The sequence below is a fragment of the Brevibacillus laterosporus DSM 25 genome (assembly GCF_002706795.1).
GTDB lineage: Bacteria > Bacillota > Bacilli > Brevibacillales > Brevibacillaceae > Brevibacillus_B > Brevibacillus_B laterosporus.
Map to the genome: position 1 here is coordinate 3402411 of NZ_CP017705.1, position 20163 is coordinate 3422573.

A 20163-nucleotide genomic window follows, 5' to 3' on the forward strand; every position below is an offset into this window, starting at 1 on the left:
ATGAACATGCTGGAAGGACAGGAACTCACGCCGTATTTTTTTGTGCTAGCAGCTTTTACGTTTATGCTATTGCTCTTTATGATACGCCAGAATCTGATGGCTCCTGTTAAAGAAACGGGCATACAGATCGGAAACGGTCAAACGATCGGCAATCGAGATGAACAAGACGACTACTTTTCGACGGCGACGACTCCTATTGGCACATTGGCTGTTTTAGCGGATGGGATTAGTGGGCTTTCACATGGACGGATGTCTAGCACACTGGCTGTTACGCTCTTTATGCGCGAATTTTTGAATCTAGATGATGTACAAAATATTACTTCTTTTTTTACAAAAGCTGCTCGTAAAAGCAACGCGGAAATCGTGCAACAAATCGGGGGATCAAATGGTGGTACCACGCTTGTAGCAGCCGTGGTAACAGAGGATAAGCTCTATTGGGGCGCTGTAGGGGATAGCAGTATCATGGTGTTTCGAGATGGGGAGTTTATCAAAATGAACCATAAGCACATTTTGGAATCCGTGCTAGAGGAACGCTATCTGTCAGGGGAGATTACAAAGGAACAAGCAACAAGTAACCCGATGCGCAAGCGCCTGATCAATTATTTAGGCTATGAGCAGTTTCAAAATATGGAGATTTGCCACGAGCCGTTTCTGTTGAAAAAGAAAGACAAGGTCATTTTGTTGAGTGACGGTGTATACAACACGCTCTCCGAAGTGGAAATGGAGCAGATTTTAATGAATGCCACATCTCCATATGACGCAGCAGAAGAGATGGTGACAGAGATTGAACGCAAACAATTACGCAATCAAGATAACGCTACTGTCATTATTTTAGAGCAAGGCTGGTAAACGAAAGCGACTGGTTAAGCCTTTGGTAGCGAAGGAGAAGCGGAGGTACGGATGAGGAAGGAAAACAGCAATTTTCAGACCAGTTTCGTTTCCGAAGCAGGCACTTTTATAGAGAATCGGGATTATTTTGCTTTTGTAGAACTAGATGATGTAGCTTGCTGGGTCATTGCCGATGGGATTGACACGGATAAAGAAGTAAAAAGTGCGGAGATGGCGGTGCAAAGTATTTTACAAAGCTTTTTAGATAAGCCTACAATGTCTCGGCGCAGACTAAAAAAATACATACTCAATGCCCATAACTGGCTAAAGGAAGAAAGTACAAGAGTCCGATTAAAAGCTAGCATTATGATTGTTGTCACCGATTATAGCAAAATCATTTGGGCAGTGGCAGGCAATGCGAGATTGTACCACTTTCGGCATGGGCGCTTGCAAACGAGAAGCCATGATCAGTCACTTGCCCAGCAGATGGCTGATGAGGAGCAAATCTCTTTGGTAGCGATAGATAAACACGAAGAACGACACAATCTCCTTTCTTATGTAGGGAAGCCAGATTTTTTTGAACCATATGTGTCCAAAAAGATTCTACTATCTGATGGAGATGTGATGATGCTGTGCACGCCTGGAGCTTGGGAAGAGGTTAGCTGCTCGGAAATGCTAGAAACCCTTGAAGAAGCAAAAGGCCCAGAAGAGATGGCTGATCAACTGGAAGAAGTGTTATTAAGTAAACAAAAACAAGTGATTCATAATTATACGATAGCGTCTATTTATGCTAATAAAGTGTTTAAAGAAGACCCAAAAAAACGTTGGAAAAGGATTAAAACAGCCTTATTTATCGGCATACCGGTCCTTTTGCTTGTAGGTGGATTGGTGTATATGAAGGTGCGTGCAGCAGAACGCTTTGCAGAAAACGTCGCTAGTATTTACGAGCATGAGAAAAATGCGGATGCCTATGTTTCAGAAAAGGATTATGATAAAGCGCTCTTAGAATATAGTGAGGCGCGTAATGCATCGAAACGGATAGATGACAAGATATATAAACAATTGTTGAGCAAAAAATTGAAAATTACCGAGCTAATCGTGAATGGAGATAAGTTTGTAAAGGATGGGAAATTGAAACAAGCGGTGGAGAGCTATAAAAAAGCCTTGGAAGAAGCGAAAAATCATAAGGAGTTTGACAAGAAAGAGATTCAAGAAAAGATCGATCAAGCAGAGAAAATAGCCCAGGTACAGCTTTTGATCAAGGAAGGCGATTTGCGAGCTAGCAGTGAGGATTATACAGGTGCCATGGAGATGTATCAACAGGCAAAGCTAGCGGCCATCAATGCCTCCTATACGGAGGGACAAAAAGAGATTAAGACTAAGATAGATGAAACTCAGCTTAAACATATGGGTGTGGAAAAAGGTACACAGCAATTAGAAGGCGAGAAAATGGAGAAGGATGGAGATCGTCTGCTGGCGGAGAAGGATTTAGAAGGAGCATTAGGTGCTTATTTGCAGGCGCAGTCCATTTATCAGGAAGCTGGAATGATGGAAAAAGCTCTAGGTATAGAGCGTAAAATTACCAAGGTGGATGGGTTATTAAATCCGTTACCTGTTCCTGCTGCAAATGGAGGGGACCAGCAACCAGCTGGAGGTCAGGTTCTGGCACCAGCCTCAGGACAAGCATCTGGACAGACGCCAGTACCACCTGTGAAACAAGGATCAGGAGTAGCTTCTACACCAGCAGCGGGGCAACAGTCGGGACAAGCACCAACTACCCCACCACCTGCACCAGCTACACAACAGTCACAACCGGCACAGACCCCACAGCAAGCAGTATTTAAAACAGCTGAGACATCGCCAGAGTCTGTACCACCACCGTTGGAGCAACAAACAAACGAAGCACAGCAGTCTTCGCAGAAGCAAACCCCAAAAACGGTTGAAGCAGAGCAAATTCCCAAGCAAGCTCAAGCATCGCATATACCAATACCACCAGCCGATGACCAAAAACCAGCGTCAGCTGTGATCAATTTGCACCAGTAATTTCTGACGGAAAGGAGGCTTCACATCGACATGAAAGATATTATTCTGGATCGCTTAAACAAACTGGAGGATTTAGAACAACGCCGCATGCTAAAGCAACTTATGACTGGCGTGTTCGTGAATCTCGTTGAATACCAGGAAGAGATGAACAGTAAATTGGAGAAACGGGTGTTTGGCGAGCTGGAAGATCAACAGGAGAAGCATGATGTGTACGTCACCATTTGCTCCAAAGATGACTGGGACCCAATCCATGATTTTTTATACCCGATGCTACCTGAAGATACATTGAATAAAACCTGTGATATGAACAGTCTACTTACCCAATTGAACAACAAGGAAGAAGCAAGACTGTTTACTCTTTTTTTGCAATGTGATTACCCTACGATTAAACCGCTATTGGATAATAAACGCGTTTTTTCAGGCAAGCTGACTACAGCAACTAAGACCAAGTCAATCCATGTTCGATTAGAGCAAAACCGGACTTATATGAAACAGATTGAACAGCTTTATACGGTATTTCAAAAGAATGGTGTACCGTGGAAGACTGTAAACAATCCCTTTGCTTATAAATTTTTTGATGTTATTTTAACAGGCTGTGAAGAGGAATTGGATGAAACAGAAGAGATTCTGGAGATTACGGTCGATCTGGAGGAATGGGAGAGCTATAAACAGTTGGACAAAATTCCGTTGTGGAATATACAGCGACTTCAGCTTAAAAATAGCGGATTTCCGACCCCGGCTATGGATCGGGTTAATTTTGAGCATGTATTGTCGTTGCGGAAAACGGGTACTGATCACGGATATTTGGTGGATGGGGAAGAAGAGAATATTCGCTACATTAAACGGTCTCATGACGAGCTGACCATTGTTTCACCTCAAGAAAAGGCGGGGATATGGGACGTACTTAAGATCATGCAACCAGTGGAATCTAAAATTGGCAAACTGGAATACCCACTTGTTTCAAATAAACGCATCGATAGCTTCTTGGCTCGTTATGCTCGTAAGCAGGCAATGATTGTACGAGCAAAAGGAGAAATCATCCGAATTGTTCACTCATTTGAAGCGTCGGATAAGTTGGAGCTGGTAGAGGTTGATATTCAAGAGGATCAAAGGACAAGAGGGCATACCTATGAGATGAATCCGTTTATTAGCGATAATGTCAGGATGGAACGAGATAAAAAAATCATGCGCTTGCGCTTCCGACATCGCTCTACCCTTAGTAATACCTCCTTTATTTTGCATGATCTCATGAGCTTTCTTGTTTCAGAAGTACAGATGAGCTTTCCTGAATACAAGTGTGAAGGAGAATGGGCTTGAATTACATTTGGGATTTGCTAATAAAGGCGGAGCGATCCGGTATAGAGAAAAAACGTGTCCAGTTTACTCCGGCCAAGGTCTTTTCGCCCTACATGGAGCTGAGTCTGGAAAATCTGAATGCAAAAGAGATCGAGCAAACCATTGAAATCAATCCCTATTATCGTTTTTACGAAATTTTTAGGGATTTATTTGACCCAAATATTGAGACGGATGTAGAGCTTCGCAATAGCTTGTTTGATATTCTCATTCATTTTTTAGCAGAGATTGATTTAATGCAAGGCATGAACAAGCGGGAGTATTATATCCGGTTTTTGCAGAAGGATTTAGAGGCAGGCGTGTTTGGGAGCAGTGTGAAAGACAACATATACCTGTTTACCCGAGAGGAACGGGAAATGATAGCTAGCAATCTTTTGCGTTTATATGAGACAGGTGAAGCTGTTTATTTATTAAAAGACACAACCAAAAAGGTATTTACTCGCTCCACGATATACGCAAATTGCGAGGAGAAGGATGAGCTGTTGTTTTATATCGGTCAACCAGAAACACAGATCGCTCGGGCTAAGATTGAATTGATTAAGGATTTGTTTTTGCCCGTTCGTTTTTCCACGGAACTATACTGGAGCTATCATTTTGGCATTATGGAAGTGGAAGAAACGATGCAAGTGGACTACATCGCTCTTTACTGACCGACAAGCAAGGAGGACAGAAAACAATGAACGGATATTCGTATAGATTGCATACGGACAAAGGGCGAGATAGAAGTCGCTTATTGATCAGATACTCGCGAGAAGAGCTGGAGGATATGACCACCTTCCAATTGCGTAACATTTGTTATACGGAGCGATTAGTCGAAGGGGTTGCCAATAAACTCGATCGGGAGGCTTTGATCGATACGATCCTAAAATTCCGTGGATCAGTGGGCAGCTTATTGATTCGAGGCTTTCACAAGGGTGGCTTCCAGCGGATCGAGGAAGCGATCCATACGTATTTAAAAACACCCTTATCTAATCAGGTAAGAATCAAAGTTCCAGCCAAAATCTCTTTGTACCGTGGACTAAAGGTAGACAAATTGGATCAATACCTAGTAGAAGCGATCGGTATGCAAGAGTCTAATGTGTTACTGATCAATGACAGCATGGAATTATGTGGGGTCCTGCATCTGAAAAAGGATGAGTCGCAACCAGAGCTTTATTACTTAGCGATGGATCGCAACACGGAGCTACGGAGAACGGCTAATCAAAATTATAGCCTGTTGTTCTTTAGAAAGCAGGATTCGGAATACCTGTATAGAGCCTACTATCAGGATGCCCCTTTACTACCAGCCAACCTCCACTATTGCAAGGTTCCTGTGACAGATTTGGAAATTTGCGAGTTAGAAGAGACAGGTGCTGTACTGGCAATCGATTTTGGGACATCTAATACAACCGCAGGAGCCTATCTGGATAGCGGATATATTTCTACCCCCCCAAGCCATGATTTATTAAATGGACAAATACGCCTGAATGAGATTAATTACGTAAAATTTCCTGATGAGACAGAGCAGTCGACCGATTGGGTCGCGGTTGTGCCAACGATCGTTAGTGTAGCAGACTGTCGAGATCAAGAGAATATCCAATACCATTTCGGATATGAAGCTCTCTCCCATCGCAAAAAGAATGGCTTCAGCAGTCAATCCTCTCAATTCCAGGGTCTAAAAAGATGGGTAAATGCTTACACGAAGACAGAAGAAATAGTTGATATGGAAGGCAACACAGCTTATGTCAAACGAAGCGACATCCTACGCGGCTTCCTGACCCATATTGTGGAAATGGCCGAGCATCAGTTTAAATGCCGTTTCACCCACTTGCATATCTCAAGTCCAGTCAAATTAAAAACGCAATTTATTGAAATGTTCCATGAGATTTTACCTCAGTACCAGATTGAATCAAAGGATGCATTGGATGAGGGCATGGCGGTACTCTACAATACCATTGCCGATCAGATTGAGAAAAATCGATTCCTGGATGGCGAGGAATATAGGGCATTGGTCATCGATTGTGGAGGAGGTACCACTGATCTGTCCTCCTGCCAGTTTTCCATTTTAGATGGGCATATTTCCTACAAGATTGATATACATACAACCTATGAGAATGGTGATACCAACTTTGGCGGCAATAACATCACCTATCGTATTATGCAATTTATGAAGATTGTTTTTGCCAATTACTATACGAAAAGACGAATGAACACAGATATAGATGAACTGATTCCTATCCCAGCCACCGATCTATATCGCTATGTGGATGAATATGGTGTAGGGGCTGTCTACGAAAACTTCGAGGCAAGCTATCTGGAGGCAGATCGGTTTATTCCGACACAATTTAAGCTGTACGAAAATCGCTCACGTGAAGAATATCACCGCGTGCGCAACAACTTTTACTTCCTGTGGGAGCTAGCTGAGAACATGAAAAAAGAGTTCTTCCGCAGGACAGGTATCCTACGAAATCGATTCCAGTCTGCCGCCAGCGAGGATTCGGACAATGATTTAAAAATCACAAAAATGGATCGTTGGTTCCTCTCTGTCCTTCATCAGGGAGTGTTTCGAGAGGAGTACGAATTCCCCAATGTGGTATTTACCATTAGGGAAATCAGCCAGCTGATCCGTGCAGATATCTATGAGATTGTGCGTAAATTTTTGGATGAATATTACCAAGATGGACGCTTACAAGACTTTTCCATCATTAAATTAACAGGTCAATCCTGCCGTATCGATGTGTTCCGTGAAGCGTTAAAAGAATTTGTTCCGGGGCGCAGTATTGAATTCAAGCAAAAAATAGAGGAAACGGGCAAGGTTTCTGACCTCAAGCTGGCATGCTTACGCGGCTCTCTTCGTTATCTGAGTGCTAAAAAATCTGGGTTCATCGAGGCAAGCATCACGAACCACGCACCAATCATTCCTTATTCGGTGAGCGCATTTACCCATAATCAGCATGAAAAAACGTTAATCAACAGCTTAGAGCGAGCCAATCAGGTACAGGGCTTCATTTCACGCCCAATTGCTGTTAGAGAGATTCAGTTCTTTTTAAAGGATGCGAAGGGAAATCCACGGCATCACTACGTGTTTATCAATCAGCCTGAGAGCTATAAACAGATGGTCTACGAGCAGATCGCAAGCATCTATCCAGGTAAAATCCCGCAGGATGATACAGATTCAATCATTAATGGGGAAGTTAAATTCTTTGTTTTTACAGATGAAAAGAGCTGGGGCTTCTATATAGTGCCAGTTGCAAGGCAAAACGAACAGCTTTATCTCGGTAAGAAACAGTTTTTTGCGTTTGAAAACGACCTGTCTGAGCTGGATTTCTTTGATGGCCTAAAGTAAGTGGGGGAAGAATCGGACAGGTATAAATCGCTTGTCCTTGTCAGACAGCTTGCAGTAACAACCACGGCATGCATAAAGGAGGTCGCCACTTGTTTACCCATCTGTATCCCAATTTTAATAAAGGCCGCATCTTAAAAACAGACATGCTTGCCAATCTTCGAGATTACCCTCGCGATTTTCTCGATATTCAATACAAAGAGTATTCAGATGGGGTCATTACTGGATCAGAAATACGTATTGGAGAGCTAAGTATCACCATCACACCGGGGATTGTGAAGCATTCCGGGCGCTTGTATGTATTAAAGGAAGAGCATGAGCTTATGTATCAAGCCAACAATCGAGAAACTGTGGTCAAAATCAGGTTTCATGAACAGATGACAGACAGCGACTTCACGATTAACAGTTCGGAAATTGTGCTGGATGAACAGGTCGAGCTTGGTCAGAACGAACTAGAATTAGGTCGTTTTAAGCTAAAGGAAGGCGCCAAGCTACGCTCTGAATATCAGAGCTTTGTAGATTTGGCTACGGAATACAATACGTTTATCACAATTCATGTTCCTTATGCAAGTGAATCACAAAGTACACTTGCCCCGACCATCATGCGCTATTTTGCTAGAGAGCTAGTGAAAGGAACGAATCTGACAGCGTTTGATATTAGTTTTGCTCTGCTATGTCTTAACGAAGGGACAGTTAATCGGGAGGTCATCCTTACCTATCTCGCCAACCGATTGGATACGGGGTTTAAGGAGTACAGCAATGGACAGATTCATAAATATTTGGGGCGCATTTTAGATGAAGTACGAGGTGGAGGCAAAGCAAGAGCCGATTTGCGTCAGGGTGGTTTTCACCGAATGATTGTGGACTAACAACAAAGAGTCTGGTAGGTAGGGAAGGTACATGGAATCATGCATGGACAAGGAAAGGATGGTGACTGTTATGGAGCATATGGACGAGAAGATTATCGCGATGTTACAGGAGCAGGATGAGAAAAAGGACGAACAAGGACCAAATGCACAGTTGGAAAAGGCGCAGGAACTAGATCACAAATGGGCGTACGATCTGCGAAAATCGTTAGTAAAGATTGACGGTGAGATGATTTCATTTGCAGAGCGTAATTTGTTAGAGGAAAAAATAAGCATCCCTATGCCAAAAGCATTTACCCCAATGACGCCTGAGATGGCGGCAATAAAATACCCTTCAGAACGCAGGCCTACCCTGATTTTTACCAATAGCAATGGTTCCATTAATGTAGCGATTAATCACACCTCAACTCGATTGACGGATGCCGAAATGGAAGAGTTTACAGCTGCCATGGTGCAGCTGTTGCGTAAGACGCAGAAGCTTCTTCAATGGCACGGAGATGGTGTAAAAGAAGTGAATGGAAAACCGATTGGCTACTGCGAATTTTTGACACCAGCCTACAATGTTAATCTCTATAATTTTATGTTTTTTACGGAGCTAGATGGTAAGGCTTTGCTGTGTACGTTCAACTGCATAGAAGATGAGATGGAGGACTGGCGGCTTGTAGCCCGAGGCATGATGGAAGCGTTAGTCATCCATAGTGACCAAAAAGGAGGAGAGGAAGAGTGAGTTCAACGGTAATTGCGTATCACAATCTCCAGGTTTCCCCTTATCAATTAGTCAACCTACAAGAGCTAGTCATGACCAAAACGATCAATGAGCATGCCAAAGTAACCTTTACGGGTATTGTGCCAGAGGAGCTAAAAGATAGCTACGTGGAAATGACGCAAGCCGAGACACCGCTTACGATCAGCCAGATTGACGAAAAGGGCGGAAGTACGCCTATCTTTAACGGACTCGTACTCCATATTGAAATTAAAGCAGTGCGGGGCATCTATTATATGCAGGTCGAAGCGGTTTCACATTCCTACAAGCTGGATATTAAGCGTAAAAAACGTTCCTTTCAAAATAAAAATATGACCTACTCCGCGCTGATCAAACAGATTGCTGCCGACTATCCTGGACTAGATGTAATGGACAGTGTATCAAAAGGTGGTAAGCTCGGAGAATTTACCATGCAATATGACGAGACGGATTGGCAGTTCCTCAAGCGAATGGCCTCTCGATTCAATGCAGGTCTCGCGCCAGCTTCCATTTTTGATAAGCCTAAGTTTTATTTCGGAATGCCAGAGGGTGGTTCCAAGGGCAAACTGGAGGATTTCCACTATAGCGTAAAAAAACGCATGTCTGCTTTCAGGCACTCCTCAGAGAATCATATCCCAGGTATTCAGGAGAATGATTTTATCTACTATGAAGTGGAATCGGACAGAGTGCTAGAGGTAGGACACGGGGTACAATTCCTAGGCAAAACGCTGTTTGTGGCGGAAGCCTATACAGAAATGAAAAAGGGGTTATTAAAGCATGTTTACACGCTTTGCACCAAAAAAGGAATGAGCCAAAACAAGCTTTTTAACTCGAAAATCGTCGGAGCCTCCGTGCAAGGAAAGGTCATTGAGATTGCCAAGGATACGGTGAAGGTGCACCTCTCGATCGACGAAAACCAGAACAAGAGTGAAGCGCATTGGTTCCCATATTCCTCGGTTTATACCGCAGAAGGAAACAGCGGCTGGTATTGTATGCCAGAGCTTAATGACCACGTGCGTGTCTATTTTCCTGGCAATAAAGAAGGGGATGGGGTCGCTAGTAGCTCCGTTCGTCAGGATGCGGGAGAGGCTCAGAATAATAAGCTAGGCAATCCGGATATTAAATATTTCCGTACACCTAATGGCAAGGAGCTCATGATGAGCCCTAGTGAGATCGTGATCACTGCTAAAGACGGTGAGATTTTTATCAGGCTAAACGATCAGGACGGTATTCAGATCATGAGTAAGAAAAAAATCAAGATCATCTCTGAGGAAGACATCATGATGGACTCAGAGAAAAAGGTGATTATCTCTGCTAAGGAAGAGATCAACATAACCTGCAAGGAGAGCAATATCAAGATGGATGGCAATACCATGATCATGGGGAATGAGACTAAGACAAACTAATTGCCTAAGCTTCTATGAAAGAGAGGAGGGAGAGAATGGACAGGACAGAAGCGATGCCGCATTTTTTGACAAATGTAGTGGAGCCTGCACGACTGCGAGCATTGATGCGCCTAGAGCAGGATTTTCAGACCAATAAAACTGCTTTAGCTACAGAATGGACGATCGCTTTTCAACGGATTTGCAAGCAGCTAGGTGGCGAACAGATTCGAAAGGACAAACCGTTGATTGGGCATCTTACCTTTTCGTTGTTGCGAACCGAGTTAGCGGTAGGGCGAGCCATTTATTTAGTGGAGGCGACCGATAGCTCTTGGTTTTTTGATCGGAATCCTTGCCAAACAGAATATGATGCTAGCTGGGCATTACGCTATCTAGATCAGTTGAAGGATGAAATCAACAGCGGTAGTAAGGCCTATATGGGTGCTATTACACTACCAGACGTGGAGCAAATCATCTTAAGAGAAGCCGTTCATTTTCATCAGTACGTAATTCAGTTAGCTAGATATGCCTTGCCGACAGCGATTGAATCACAGGAATTTGTAGAGTTATCCACAGAGGATGTTGTTGAAATACGTGTTGGTGAATACATGGACGTTAGCGAAGTCGTGTATAAAATAGATCGGCGAGCACGAGATGCCCAATCAGTCAGGGAATGGATCGATGAAGGAAGCGAACAGGAATATGCCTATGAAGTTTTCGACCGTGTAGATTTGTCTAAAGGAGATTATTCGGAGCTGGATTTCCGCTATTCACGTTTCGAGCATAGTGATCTATCCGACGCTCGGTTCAACGGTTGTGTACTAATGGGCACAAGGTGGAATCATTCGCGACTAGCTCAGGCAGATTTCTCCTACAGCCTCCTGTTCGGAGCTAATTTTTATCAGAGTGAGCTATCAGGAGCAGACTTCAATGGAATCCAAGCTTCTCAAGGATTGTTGGAGCCAGATAGTTGGGAAATGCCAGGCTTTTGGGAAATTTCCTTTACAGAAGCTAATTTGCCAGGAGCCAGCTTTGTCGGTGCTCACTTAGCGGGAGCCCAATTTAGTAGAGCCAATCTCGTGGGCGTGAATTTTGCTGGAGCCGATTTGACGGACGCCAGCTTCACAGATGCTAATTTACGTGGGGCAGTGTTTGTTGGGGCTAGTGTGGCATCTGTCGATTTTACTGGAGCGGATGTAGAAGGTGCATCCTTTTCAGCACGAGATCAAGGCAAGCTGAACGTAGACGAGCGACAACAAGCCACTGTTATATGGATAGAAGCAGAGAGCGAGGGGGCGTACCTAGATGAGCTATTTTATTCTGTCCCAAGATAATCGCATATTAGACGCTGTGGAGCCTGCGGGACTTACCAACCTTCTAACCAAAGAGATGTTAACCGAGGAAAAGGTGCATCTTCTAGATGAATTGGTCTTGCAGGTTCCCATTCAGCAACGAGAGCATGTCACCTACGTGGATTTTATTCAACGTCCGATTCCCTTGTTGTCTGATCGCCTCAAACAGCTGGTGGTCAAATATGTACCAAAAATGCTGTGCAAGGCTGTGGTACTCGCAGATCGGGAGCAGATGAGACAGGATTTGTACTGGGTGTTTGTGCCCCCACGTATCGACTGCCTATCAGATAAGACCGAGTTTTATCAGGACAATACAATGAAACGACTCATTTTAGATCAGAACAAGATTGGTAGACGATCATTTTTTCGCATAAACGGCATTCGTGAAGAGCATCTTGTAGTCAATCTGGGACTGGCGGAAAGTATTCTGCGCCGGGATTTTATAGGCATCCAGCTTCAAAAAGTAGAGCTGGAGGTCCAAAGAGAGGATGAGATGAAATGGCCCTCATAGAAGACGTGGAAGTAGAAGGTGGAGAAGGAGCCAAGAAAAGCTACGTGGTGGCAGGAGCCATTCTTACATGCACCTTTGGCACCCAAAAAAGTCGATTGAAAACCCCACTAAGCCATGGGGTATTTGTGAAAGAAAAGGCGCAAATGAACATCAATGATTTCGTGCCAAATGTAAACATCATGCCCTTTGGCAGATGCGGTAACCTAGCAAATCCAGAGGTAGCAGCGGCGACGGAAGCAAATGGCGGCTATTTAAAGCGTATGCCATGCATGCCGATTGTCACCATGCCATGGATTGGGGGCAAAGAGGACAAGCTGATCGAAGACGCGCCCGTACTGCTCAACGATTGCACCAACATGTGCTTACATTGTGGCGGACAGATAAGCATCATCGACGACGGACAGGAATTGGACTAAATCTGAATGAACCATACCACCCATCGGGAGGGGGGATTGTGTGTGAAAACGACAGCTAAAGTAGCGGGATACGGAAACCTTCAAGTCGTATCTCCCTACGATATACAAACATTGCAGGAGCTACAGCTAGTCAAAGAAGCAAACGACCACGCCAAGCTCTATCTAACCGGAATCATTCCGGAAGAGAAGAAGGATAGCTACATCGCCATGGCCACGAGTAGCGATATCATCGAGGTCAACGAGGTAGAGGACGGAAGAGTGGTCCGGAATCTATTTACGGGACTCATAGAAAATATCGGCGTTCGAGCTGTCCGTGGCATCTACTATATCGAGCTAGAAGGCATCTCGCTGACAAGCCAGCTAGATATAAAAGAGAAGACTAGATCCTTTCAAGATAAGAACATGACGTACACAGCTCTACTAGATTTGATTCTAAAGGATTATCCAGGATCAGACTATCTCGATTATGCTACAAACGGTGCCAAATTAGAAGGCTTTACGCTGCAATATAAAGAGACAGATTGGGCGTTTATCAAGCGAATGGCGTCACGTTTTGGTGCGGTTTTGTTACCAGAAACAAGCTCCAAGACGCCGAAGTTCTCACTTGGTGTGCCAGATGGAAAATTAGGACAACTACACGACTATCACTACGGTGTGGCACGATCATTAGACAGGTACACGGAAGCCACCACGGGACATGGTAGCGAGCTAGACGAGACAGCCTTCACTCACTATACGGCGGAAAGCGGACAGTATTTTGCATTGGGAGACAAGGTAGTATTTCAAGAGAAGGAGCTGACGGTAGCGGCATCTACAGCGCGTTTTATCGAAGGCGGCTTGTTATATGCCTACACCCTTTGCCAAGAGGAAGGCGTTTTGCAGAACCCGATTCGAAATGAACAGCTAACAGGTGTCTCACTCGAAGGAAAAATTATGGAGATTCGCAGAGATACTGTCAAAGTTCACCTCGATATCGATAAAACCCAAGACAAGGGCAAGGCCTGGTGGTTTCCGTATTCCTCTGTCTATTCAACAGAAGGTGCCGACGGCTTTCACTGTATGCCACAGGAGGGAGATGCTGTCCAGGTTTATTTCGCAACCAGCCAGGAGGACGGGGCGGTAGCGATGAGCTCCGTGCGCAAAACAGGACAGGATTCACCGAAGATGGGCAATCCAAGCGAAAAATACTGGGGCACTAACTTTGGCAAGGAGATGAAGCTGGGCGGCTCTGATTTTGTGCTCACTGCAAAGGATACAAAAGAAGGCAAGATGTTTATTAAGCTGGATGTAGAAGACGGCATCGAAATACATAGCGATAAGGCGATTATGTTTTCCGCGGAAAAGGACTTGGAGATTGAGACAGATACTAAGTTTGAGATTAAAGCACAGGAAGCGATTTATCTGCTGTGTAAGGAAAGCAGTATTGTGTTAGATGGGGAGACGGATATTCAGGGAACGGTGCTAAAAGTAGATGGCCTGATTAAATCCCCCGTTTCGGTGGCTGACCTAGAGCCGGAGCCAGAGCCAGAGGACCCAGCTCCTCCACCACCGCCGCCGGAGGAAGAAAAGGGCTTCTGGGGAAGCTTACTGGATGGCGTGCAGTTGGCGCTAGATGTAGTGGGGATGATTCCGGTAGTTGGGATCGTTGCCGATGTTGCTAATGCGGGGATCTCGGTAGCTCGCGGAGATTATGCAGGAGCGGCTCTTTCCTTAGTGGCGTGTATTCCATTTGCTGGAGCAGCCGCGACCGGAGCTAAGCTTGGAATGAAAGCCGCGAAGGCGTTAAAAATGGGAAAAACAGTAGCCAAAGTAGCTGATAAAGCCGCCGATGTAGCCAAAGTGGTCACAAAGGTAGCTGATGTAGTAGTTGGAAAGGTCTATACCGCCTCGCGTAAGCTAAAGAGCACTGTCAATCAATTAGCAGCTGTTCAGAAGATGAAAAGCAGTATGAAGCTCAAGGCAATGGCAAACAGTCGTGTTGGTAAAATTGGAAAAGCCATTACAAAAGAAGTCGCGACAGAAGCAGGATACCAAGTGCTAGAAGAAGTGGCTGGTAGTGGGGTTGCCACTGTTGCGGGCTTACTGGGTGGTAAAAGGAACCGACACAAAGGAAAGAAAAAGCTATCGAAAAAAGAGCGTAAAAAAGCCGCTCAAAAAGCAAGGAATGCAGAAAAGGCAAAACAAAAGAATCCGAAGAGCGCCAATGAAAAAAGCTGCCTACGTGATCCGATTCATGCTGGCTCTGGTGCGCAATTTATCATTCATCCTACCCTGAAGCTGTATGGAGCTGAGACATGGACATTCGAGCTACATTACAATTCGATGCTTCTCCAGCAGGGCGTGCTCGGAAAAGCTTGGACGCATAATTATGAGATGCATGCCGACATGGAGCGTATAGACCAAGGTGAGATTACCATCTGGTGGAATACGGGCAGAAGAAATGTGTTTATGCAGACGAAAGCAGATCCTACTCTGTACCGTTCAACAGATGTTGATATGATGTTTTATGAGCTGCTCCAAACAGGAGATGGCTACGAACTATACAGTCGAAACACACGGGAAACGTACTTTTTTAAACGAAACGGGCAGTTAAGTAAACAAACGAACGCTTTGGGACAATCTCTTGTATTCAACTATGATTCTTATCATCGCCTTGTCAACATGAGAGATGCCATTACAGGTCACTCTTTATCTTTGCAGTATGGACAAGACGGGTTATTATACCGTGTTCATGATGTCTCTCGCAGTGTACAATTCGACTACAACGAGTCGCATCGCCTCAGCCAATTCATTGATCCGAATGGAACGGTCAGCGAACTAATATACACCGCTCAAGGACAGATCGAGTCACTTACTGTGAACGGAATCATGCAGTACCAGAATACCTACGACCATGAGGGAAGGGTCATTGCACAAACGAATGCTTTGGGCCTAGCTTCTCACTTTAGCTACGACACACAAAGCATGCCTGGTTCCATGATTACGACTTTCACAGACAGCTTGGGTGTAACCGAGGTCTTGGTTCATGACGAGCGGATGCTACTAGTAGAGAAACAAGAAAAAGACGGTATCCGTGTGTCGTATGAATATAATGACCGAGGTCAAATGATTTCCGAAACAGTAGGAAAAGAAGAGACCACCACCTACGAGTACGATCAACGAGGCAATCTGATTCAAGTAATCGACCCACTAGGGAATCAAACCAGCTATGTATACAGCGAGGACGATCTACTGCTGTCCGAAATCAATGCGGAGGGTGGCATCACGAGCTACACGTATGATGAGAGAGGACGTTTGGTAAGCATTACCCGCCCCGACGAAAGTCGCTCAGAGATTGGCTACAACGAGCACGGACAACGCGTAAGCTATACAGATTCGAATGATGTGACGAGCCGTTATCAATACGATGACAAAGGCTACCTCACAGCTGTCTATGACGGAGAAGGTCGTGTCATACAGGTAGGCTACGACGAGGTTGGTCGTATTGCATCGTTCCAAGATGGACGGGGTGGCAAAGTACGCCGCACCTATGATGCTAACGATAACATCGTACAAGTAATCGATCCGCTTGGACGCCCGTATTCCTTTGCCTATGATGCCTTCGATCATCGTGTGGAAGAAACGATGCCTTCAGGAGCAACCACCCGTTATCGCTATCATGTGCTAGGACAAGTGGAGAGCATAACGGACGCGCTAGGACAAACAACCACCTATCGGTATGACGCAGAGGGCCAGTTGATAGCTGTTATCCAGCCAAATGAAGCGGAAATTCACTATGAGCGGGATCAAATGGGGCGCATTATCTCCATTACAGATCCATTAGGGCGAACCGAGAAAGCCGCCTATGATGAAAACGGACGCCTCATTCAGGTTTGGGATGCACTGGGAAATAAGGTACAGGACGTCAGCTATGATGCAGGAGGCAATCTCGTTTCCGCTACAGATGCCTTAGGTCATACAACGCTGTACGGTTTTAATAAATTATACCAATGCACCAAAAAGACAAATGCCCTCGGACAAACCACAACCTACGCCTATGATGCTGTTGCTCGTCTAACCGAGGTTATGGAAAACGACGCCGCGATCTATCGTCAGCAATATGACAAGGAAGGGCGCCTCATCAGCTATACCGATGCCAATGAAAACGAAACGACGCTTCGGTACGATCAAAGTGGGCTGGTGGTGGAGGAACAAAATGCCACCGGGGAAGCTACCCATTTTGCCTATGATGAACGAGGCTGGATGCACAAACGTACCAATGCCAGAGGACAGGAAACTCACTATCGCTACGATACCGCCGGTCAGCTGATCGAGCAAAAGGATGAGGTTAGCACAGTTCGTAGAGAATACGATACAGACGGCAATCTCGTCAAGGTACAGGAAGAAGGAGCAGGAACGAAGCATCGGGAGTACGATCTGTTAGGACGTGTCACTGCTTGTACAGATAGCTACAGAAATACCATTCAATACCGATATGACGAAAATAGTCAACTGACCCATCTCATCTATCCAGATGGGAAGATTGTTCAATATACCTACGATGTAGCTGGACAGCTCACGGAGGTAAAAGACTGGGCAGGACGTCGTACTACCTACACCTACGATGAAAATGGGCGACTGATCAAGACAGTTCGACCAAATGGAACCATCGAGCAGCGCAGCTACGATGCCGCCGGACAAATGCTGCGTCTGTGGGATCAAAGTCGCCAAGGCGTGATGCTTCAGAAATACCGCTACGTGTACAATGAGCTAGGGCAAATTGTGCAGGAAGAGGAAAAGCAGTACACCTATGACTCTCTAAAACGACTGGTAAGCGGTGAATGGCCGGGCGGACGCGTCTGGTATAGCTACGATCAAGGTGGAAACGTCACGGGAATCGGGACGGTAGAGACCACACCGAAGAAAACGATGGGGTATGGAAAGGACAACCGACTTTCCCAAGTAAATGAGCATCCAGTAGAGATGGATGCAGACGGCAATCTACTCACATGGACAGAGAATGAAAAAACCCATACCTATGCATACGACGCCCGCAATTGTTTAGTCCGCACAGGTCAAGCACATTACACCTATGATGCCGAGCACCTACGTACCTCGATGACGTGGAAGGGAAAGACGACACGCTATGTAGTCGACCAAGTCGAGGAGCTTAGCCGTGTACTTATGGAGCTAGGGGAAGACGGTAGTCCGAAAGCTTATTATGTGTATGGACAAGGCCTGATCGGTCGAGAGGATGCGCAGGGAAATTACTTGTCGTATCATACAGATATGCGTGGTAGTACCACGATGCTGAGTGATTGGAGCGGACGCGTCACTGACCGCTACAGCTATGGCGTGTATGGCGAATTAGAACAGCATGATGGTACAACCTCCCAACCGTTTTGTTATAATGGTAGAGATGGTGTCATGACCGACCCCAATGGCTTGTATTACATGAGGGCGCGGTATTATCACCCCGGACTGAAGCGTTTCCTGAATCGAGATATTTTACCAGGGGACGTGACAGAAGGACAGACCTTTAACCGATTTGCCTATGTGAATGGCGATCCAGTTGGTTTTATTGATCCGTTGGGATTGGCAGGGCTTGGGACTGGGCAGTGTAAGAAGGATGGAGAGAAAAAAGAACCTGTAGATATTCATTTCGGGGTTGATGAAGCGACTGCAAGAAAAGCAGGCCATGATAAAATGAAAAAATTTGCTGACCATTTAGCAGAACAAATGACAGAACTAAACTACCTATCTTTGCACAAAACCAATGATTTGGTTATGAATTTAAGTAATTTCCATAATACTCCACAAAAAATTAGAAATGCTATAATAAATTCAGCTAGAAGAATGGCTAATAAATGGTTAGGAGGTAAAAAAGGGGATGGATTAGATGCCGCACATGCTCTAGATTCAGTAGCAGGAGGATATATTTATAAATTTATTGGTCTACGTGATGGATGGGCTAATCAGATGGTGGGAAGATTATGGAAGGATAGATGGCAAAAAATACAACCTGGTAAACAACATAATTTAATTCCGGGAGTAAATACAAAAGATGGTTTTGTACATCTCGAAGATTTCTTCAAATAAATCAAATTACTTTTCTGGAGGTAATTAATGAAAAAGGTATTTTATATGAAAACCAGAGAACGCACTGTGCAAGATAAGAATAATATGTTTATAGATAGAATTGGAGGTTTGCCTACTCATAGACCTGAAAAATTTCCATTATATTTTGAGGAGATAGAGTATGGTTTTTTAATGCAAATTTATTGCGATAGGGAGAGGTTTCCAGACATTGAAGGAGTTTTATGCTGGCAAATATATCAAGATATTAATGAACAAGATGATCCAATAATCATAGAAGTACCCTTAGGGGCAGAATTAAATACTGAAAATGAGGGTACTTCAATTAATAGATTAAGAGAACGTATTATTTATTATGAAGAAGGAATTGAGCCAGATGTACTAGAACTTGGTATAGAGGTATACTCAGAAGAAGCAGTCGAGTATTTTTCTTCTAAAATAGGTGGAGCTGTTCCAGAAGAGTATATTGATACAGAATTTGAATATCTTGGGTGTATATTTGAAAATCTTCCCGAAGAGTACGAACTGTATTTTGGTGTCGAGGCATTATATCTGGTTCGAAATCGTGACGGAGAAGTGGTATTAATGTCTTAAAATAATTGATTCTATATGGAAATACCTCTGATAAGATATCATTGATCATCAGGGGTATTTTATTTGTTCCTTTTCTAGTGATAAGGGAAGAAAAAACTTTAGAGATTGAATATTAGGATTAAAATATCAGATATTCAAGGAATATAACTCAATTTTAAATAGATGATTATCTATCTTTGTGACAAAATTATTTTTATCAGTTTGACAGGTGTCTAAAACCATGATGGCATCAACAAAAGTTTGTTGCTTATGAATATATCAAAATAATTATGGTGGACTTGCAAGACAGATATACCTAGGCAATTGATGAGTATTAACAGAAAGGGGAGTAAGTATGAGTGATTTTGATTTTTTAAAACAATATATTATTGAGCCAGAAATGAAAATTGATTCCTCTAAAAAGCATGTATTTTATAGACTTTCAGATGAACAAATTAAGGAAGCTGAAGATAGATGGGGACGAAAATTTCCAAAAGAACTTAGAAATTTTTTTAGTGAGATTGGATATGGGTTTGTTTGTCATAGTTTCCAATCAAGGTTTAACAGATTAATGGATCCAGAGGGTATTGTTGATTTTATTTTTGGAGAAGAGTTTTACACTGATAATATCAGGCGAGATGACTATGATCAAGAAAATTTGCTTGTTTTTTTGAGATATCAGAAATTTCTTGTTTAACAA

The 20163-nt window shown here is 44.0% G+C and carries 14 protein-coding genes; all 14 read left to right on the forward strand.

What is annotated here, in order from left to right:
• The 14 genes from BrL25_RS16245 to BrL25_RS16310 all read left to right on the forward strand — a co-directional run bounded on the left by BrL25_RS16245 (position 1) and on the right by BrL25_RS16310 (position 20160).
• Complete coding sequence (locus tag BrL25_RS16245; RefSeq protein WP_018671282.1) at positions 1-849, forward strand: PP2C family protein-serine/threonine phosphatase; 849 nt, start codon at positions 1-3, stop codon at positions 847-849.
• Between the two features lie 51 nt (positions 850-900).
• Complete coding sequence (locus BrL25_RS16250) at positions 901-2871, forward strand: PP2C family protein-serine/threonine phosphatase (RefSeq protein WP_018671281.1); 1971 nt, start codon at positions 901-903, stop codon at positions 2869-2871.
• A gap of 30 nt (positions 2872-2901) precedes the next feature.
• A complete protein-coding gene (locus BrL25_RS16255; RefSeq protein ID WP_018671280.1) occupies positions 2902-4188 on the forward strand; it encodes a hypothetical protein in 1287 nt (428 codons plus the stop codon).
• Positions 4179-4874, forward strand: coding sequence for a hypothetical protein (locus tag BrL25_RS16260; RefSeq protein WP_035312038.1), 696 nt, complete (start codon positions 4179-4181; stop codon positions 4872-4874). The genes BrL25_RS16255 and BrL25_RS16260 overlap by 10 nt, the downstream gene beginning before the upstream one ends.
• 26 nt (positions 4875-4900) lie before the next feature.
• Positions 4901-7549 (forward strand): acetate and sugar kinases/Hsc70/actin family protein, encoded by a 2649-nt coding sequence (locus BrL25_RS16265; protein ID WP_018671278.1) that lies wholly within the window; start codon positions 4901-4903, stop codon positions 7547-7549.
• Between the two features lie 89 nt (positions 7550-7638).
• Positions 7639-8415, forward strand: coding sequence for a hypothetical protein (locus tag BrL25_RS16270; RefSeq protein ID WP_018671277.1), 777 nt, complete (start codon positions 7639-7641; stop codon positions 8413-8415).
• A 31-nt stretch (positions 8416-8446) separates the two neighbouring features.
• The gene (locus BrL25_RS16275; protein WP_236847702.1) at positions 8447-9139 is read left to right on the forward strand and encodes a hypothetical protein; all 693 of its coding nucleotides are present in this window, start codon (positions 8447-8449) and stop codon (positions 9137-9139) included.
• Entirely contained in the window at positions 9136-10560 is a 1425-nt protein-coding gene (locus BrL25_RS16280; RefSeq protein WP_018671275.1) for a contractile injection system protein, VgrG/Pvc8 family, read from the forward strand. The genes BrL25_RS16275 and BrL25_RS16280 overlap by 4 nt, the downstream gene beginning before the upstream one ends.
• Positions 10561-10595: 35 nt before the next feature.
• Positions 10596-11870 carry a pentapeptide repeat-containing protein gene (locus BrL25_RS16285; RefSeq protein WP_018671274.1) on the forward strand — a complete coding sequence of 425 codons (1275 nt, stop codon included), beginning with the start codon at positions 10596-10598 and terminating at the stop codon, positions 11868-11870.
• Positions 11842-12399, forward strand: coding sequence for a hypothetical protein (locus BrL25_RS16290; RefSeq protein ID WP_018671273.1), 558 nt, complete (start codon positions 11842-11844; stop codon positions 12397-12399). Before BrL25_RS16285 ends, BrL25_RS16290 begins: the two co-directional genes overlap by 29 nt.
• On the forward strand, positions 12387-12815 hold the full coding sequence (locus tag BrL25_RS16295) for a DUF4280 domain-containing protein (protein WP_018671272.1): 429 nt from the start codon (positions 12387-12389) through the stop codon (positions 12813-12815). The genes BrL25_RS16290 and BrL25_RS16295 overlap by 13 nt, the downstream gene beginning before the upstream one ends.
• A 42-nt stretch (positions 12816-12857) precedes the next feature.
• A complete protein-coding gene (locus BrL25_RS16300; protein ID WP_018671271.1) occupies positions 12858-18893 on the forward strand; it encodes an RHS repeat-associated core domain-containing protein in 6036 nt (2011 codons plus the stop codon).
• Between the two features lie 27 nt (positions 18894-18920).
• Positions 18921-19484: a hypothetical protein gene (locus BrL25_RS16305; RefSeq protein ID WP_018671270.1), complete on the forward strand. Its 564-nt coding sequence runs from the start codon at positions 18921-18923 to the stop codon at positions 19482-19484.
• 334 nt (positions 19485-19818) lie between these two features.
• A complete protein-coding gene (locus BrL25_RS16310) occupies positions 19819-20160 on the forward strand; it encodes an SMI1/KNR4 family protein (RefSeq protein ID WP_051088586.1) in 342 nt (113 codons plus the stop codon).
• Positions 20161-20163 lie beyond the last annotated feature (3 nt).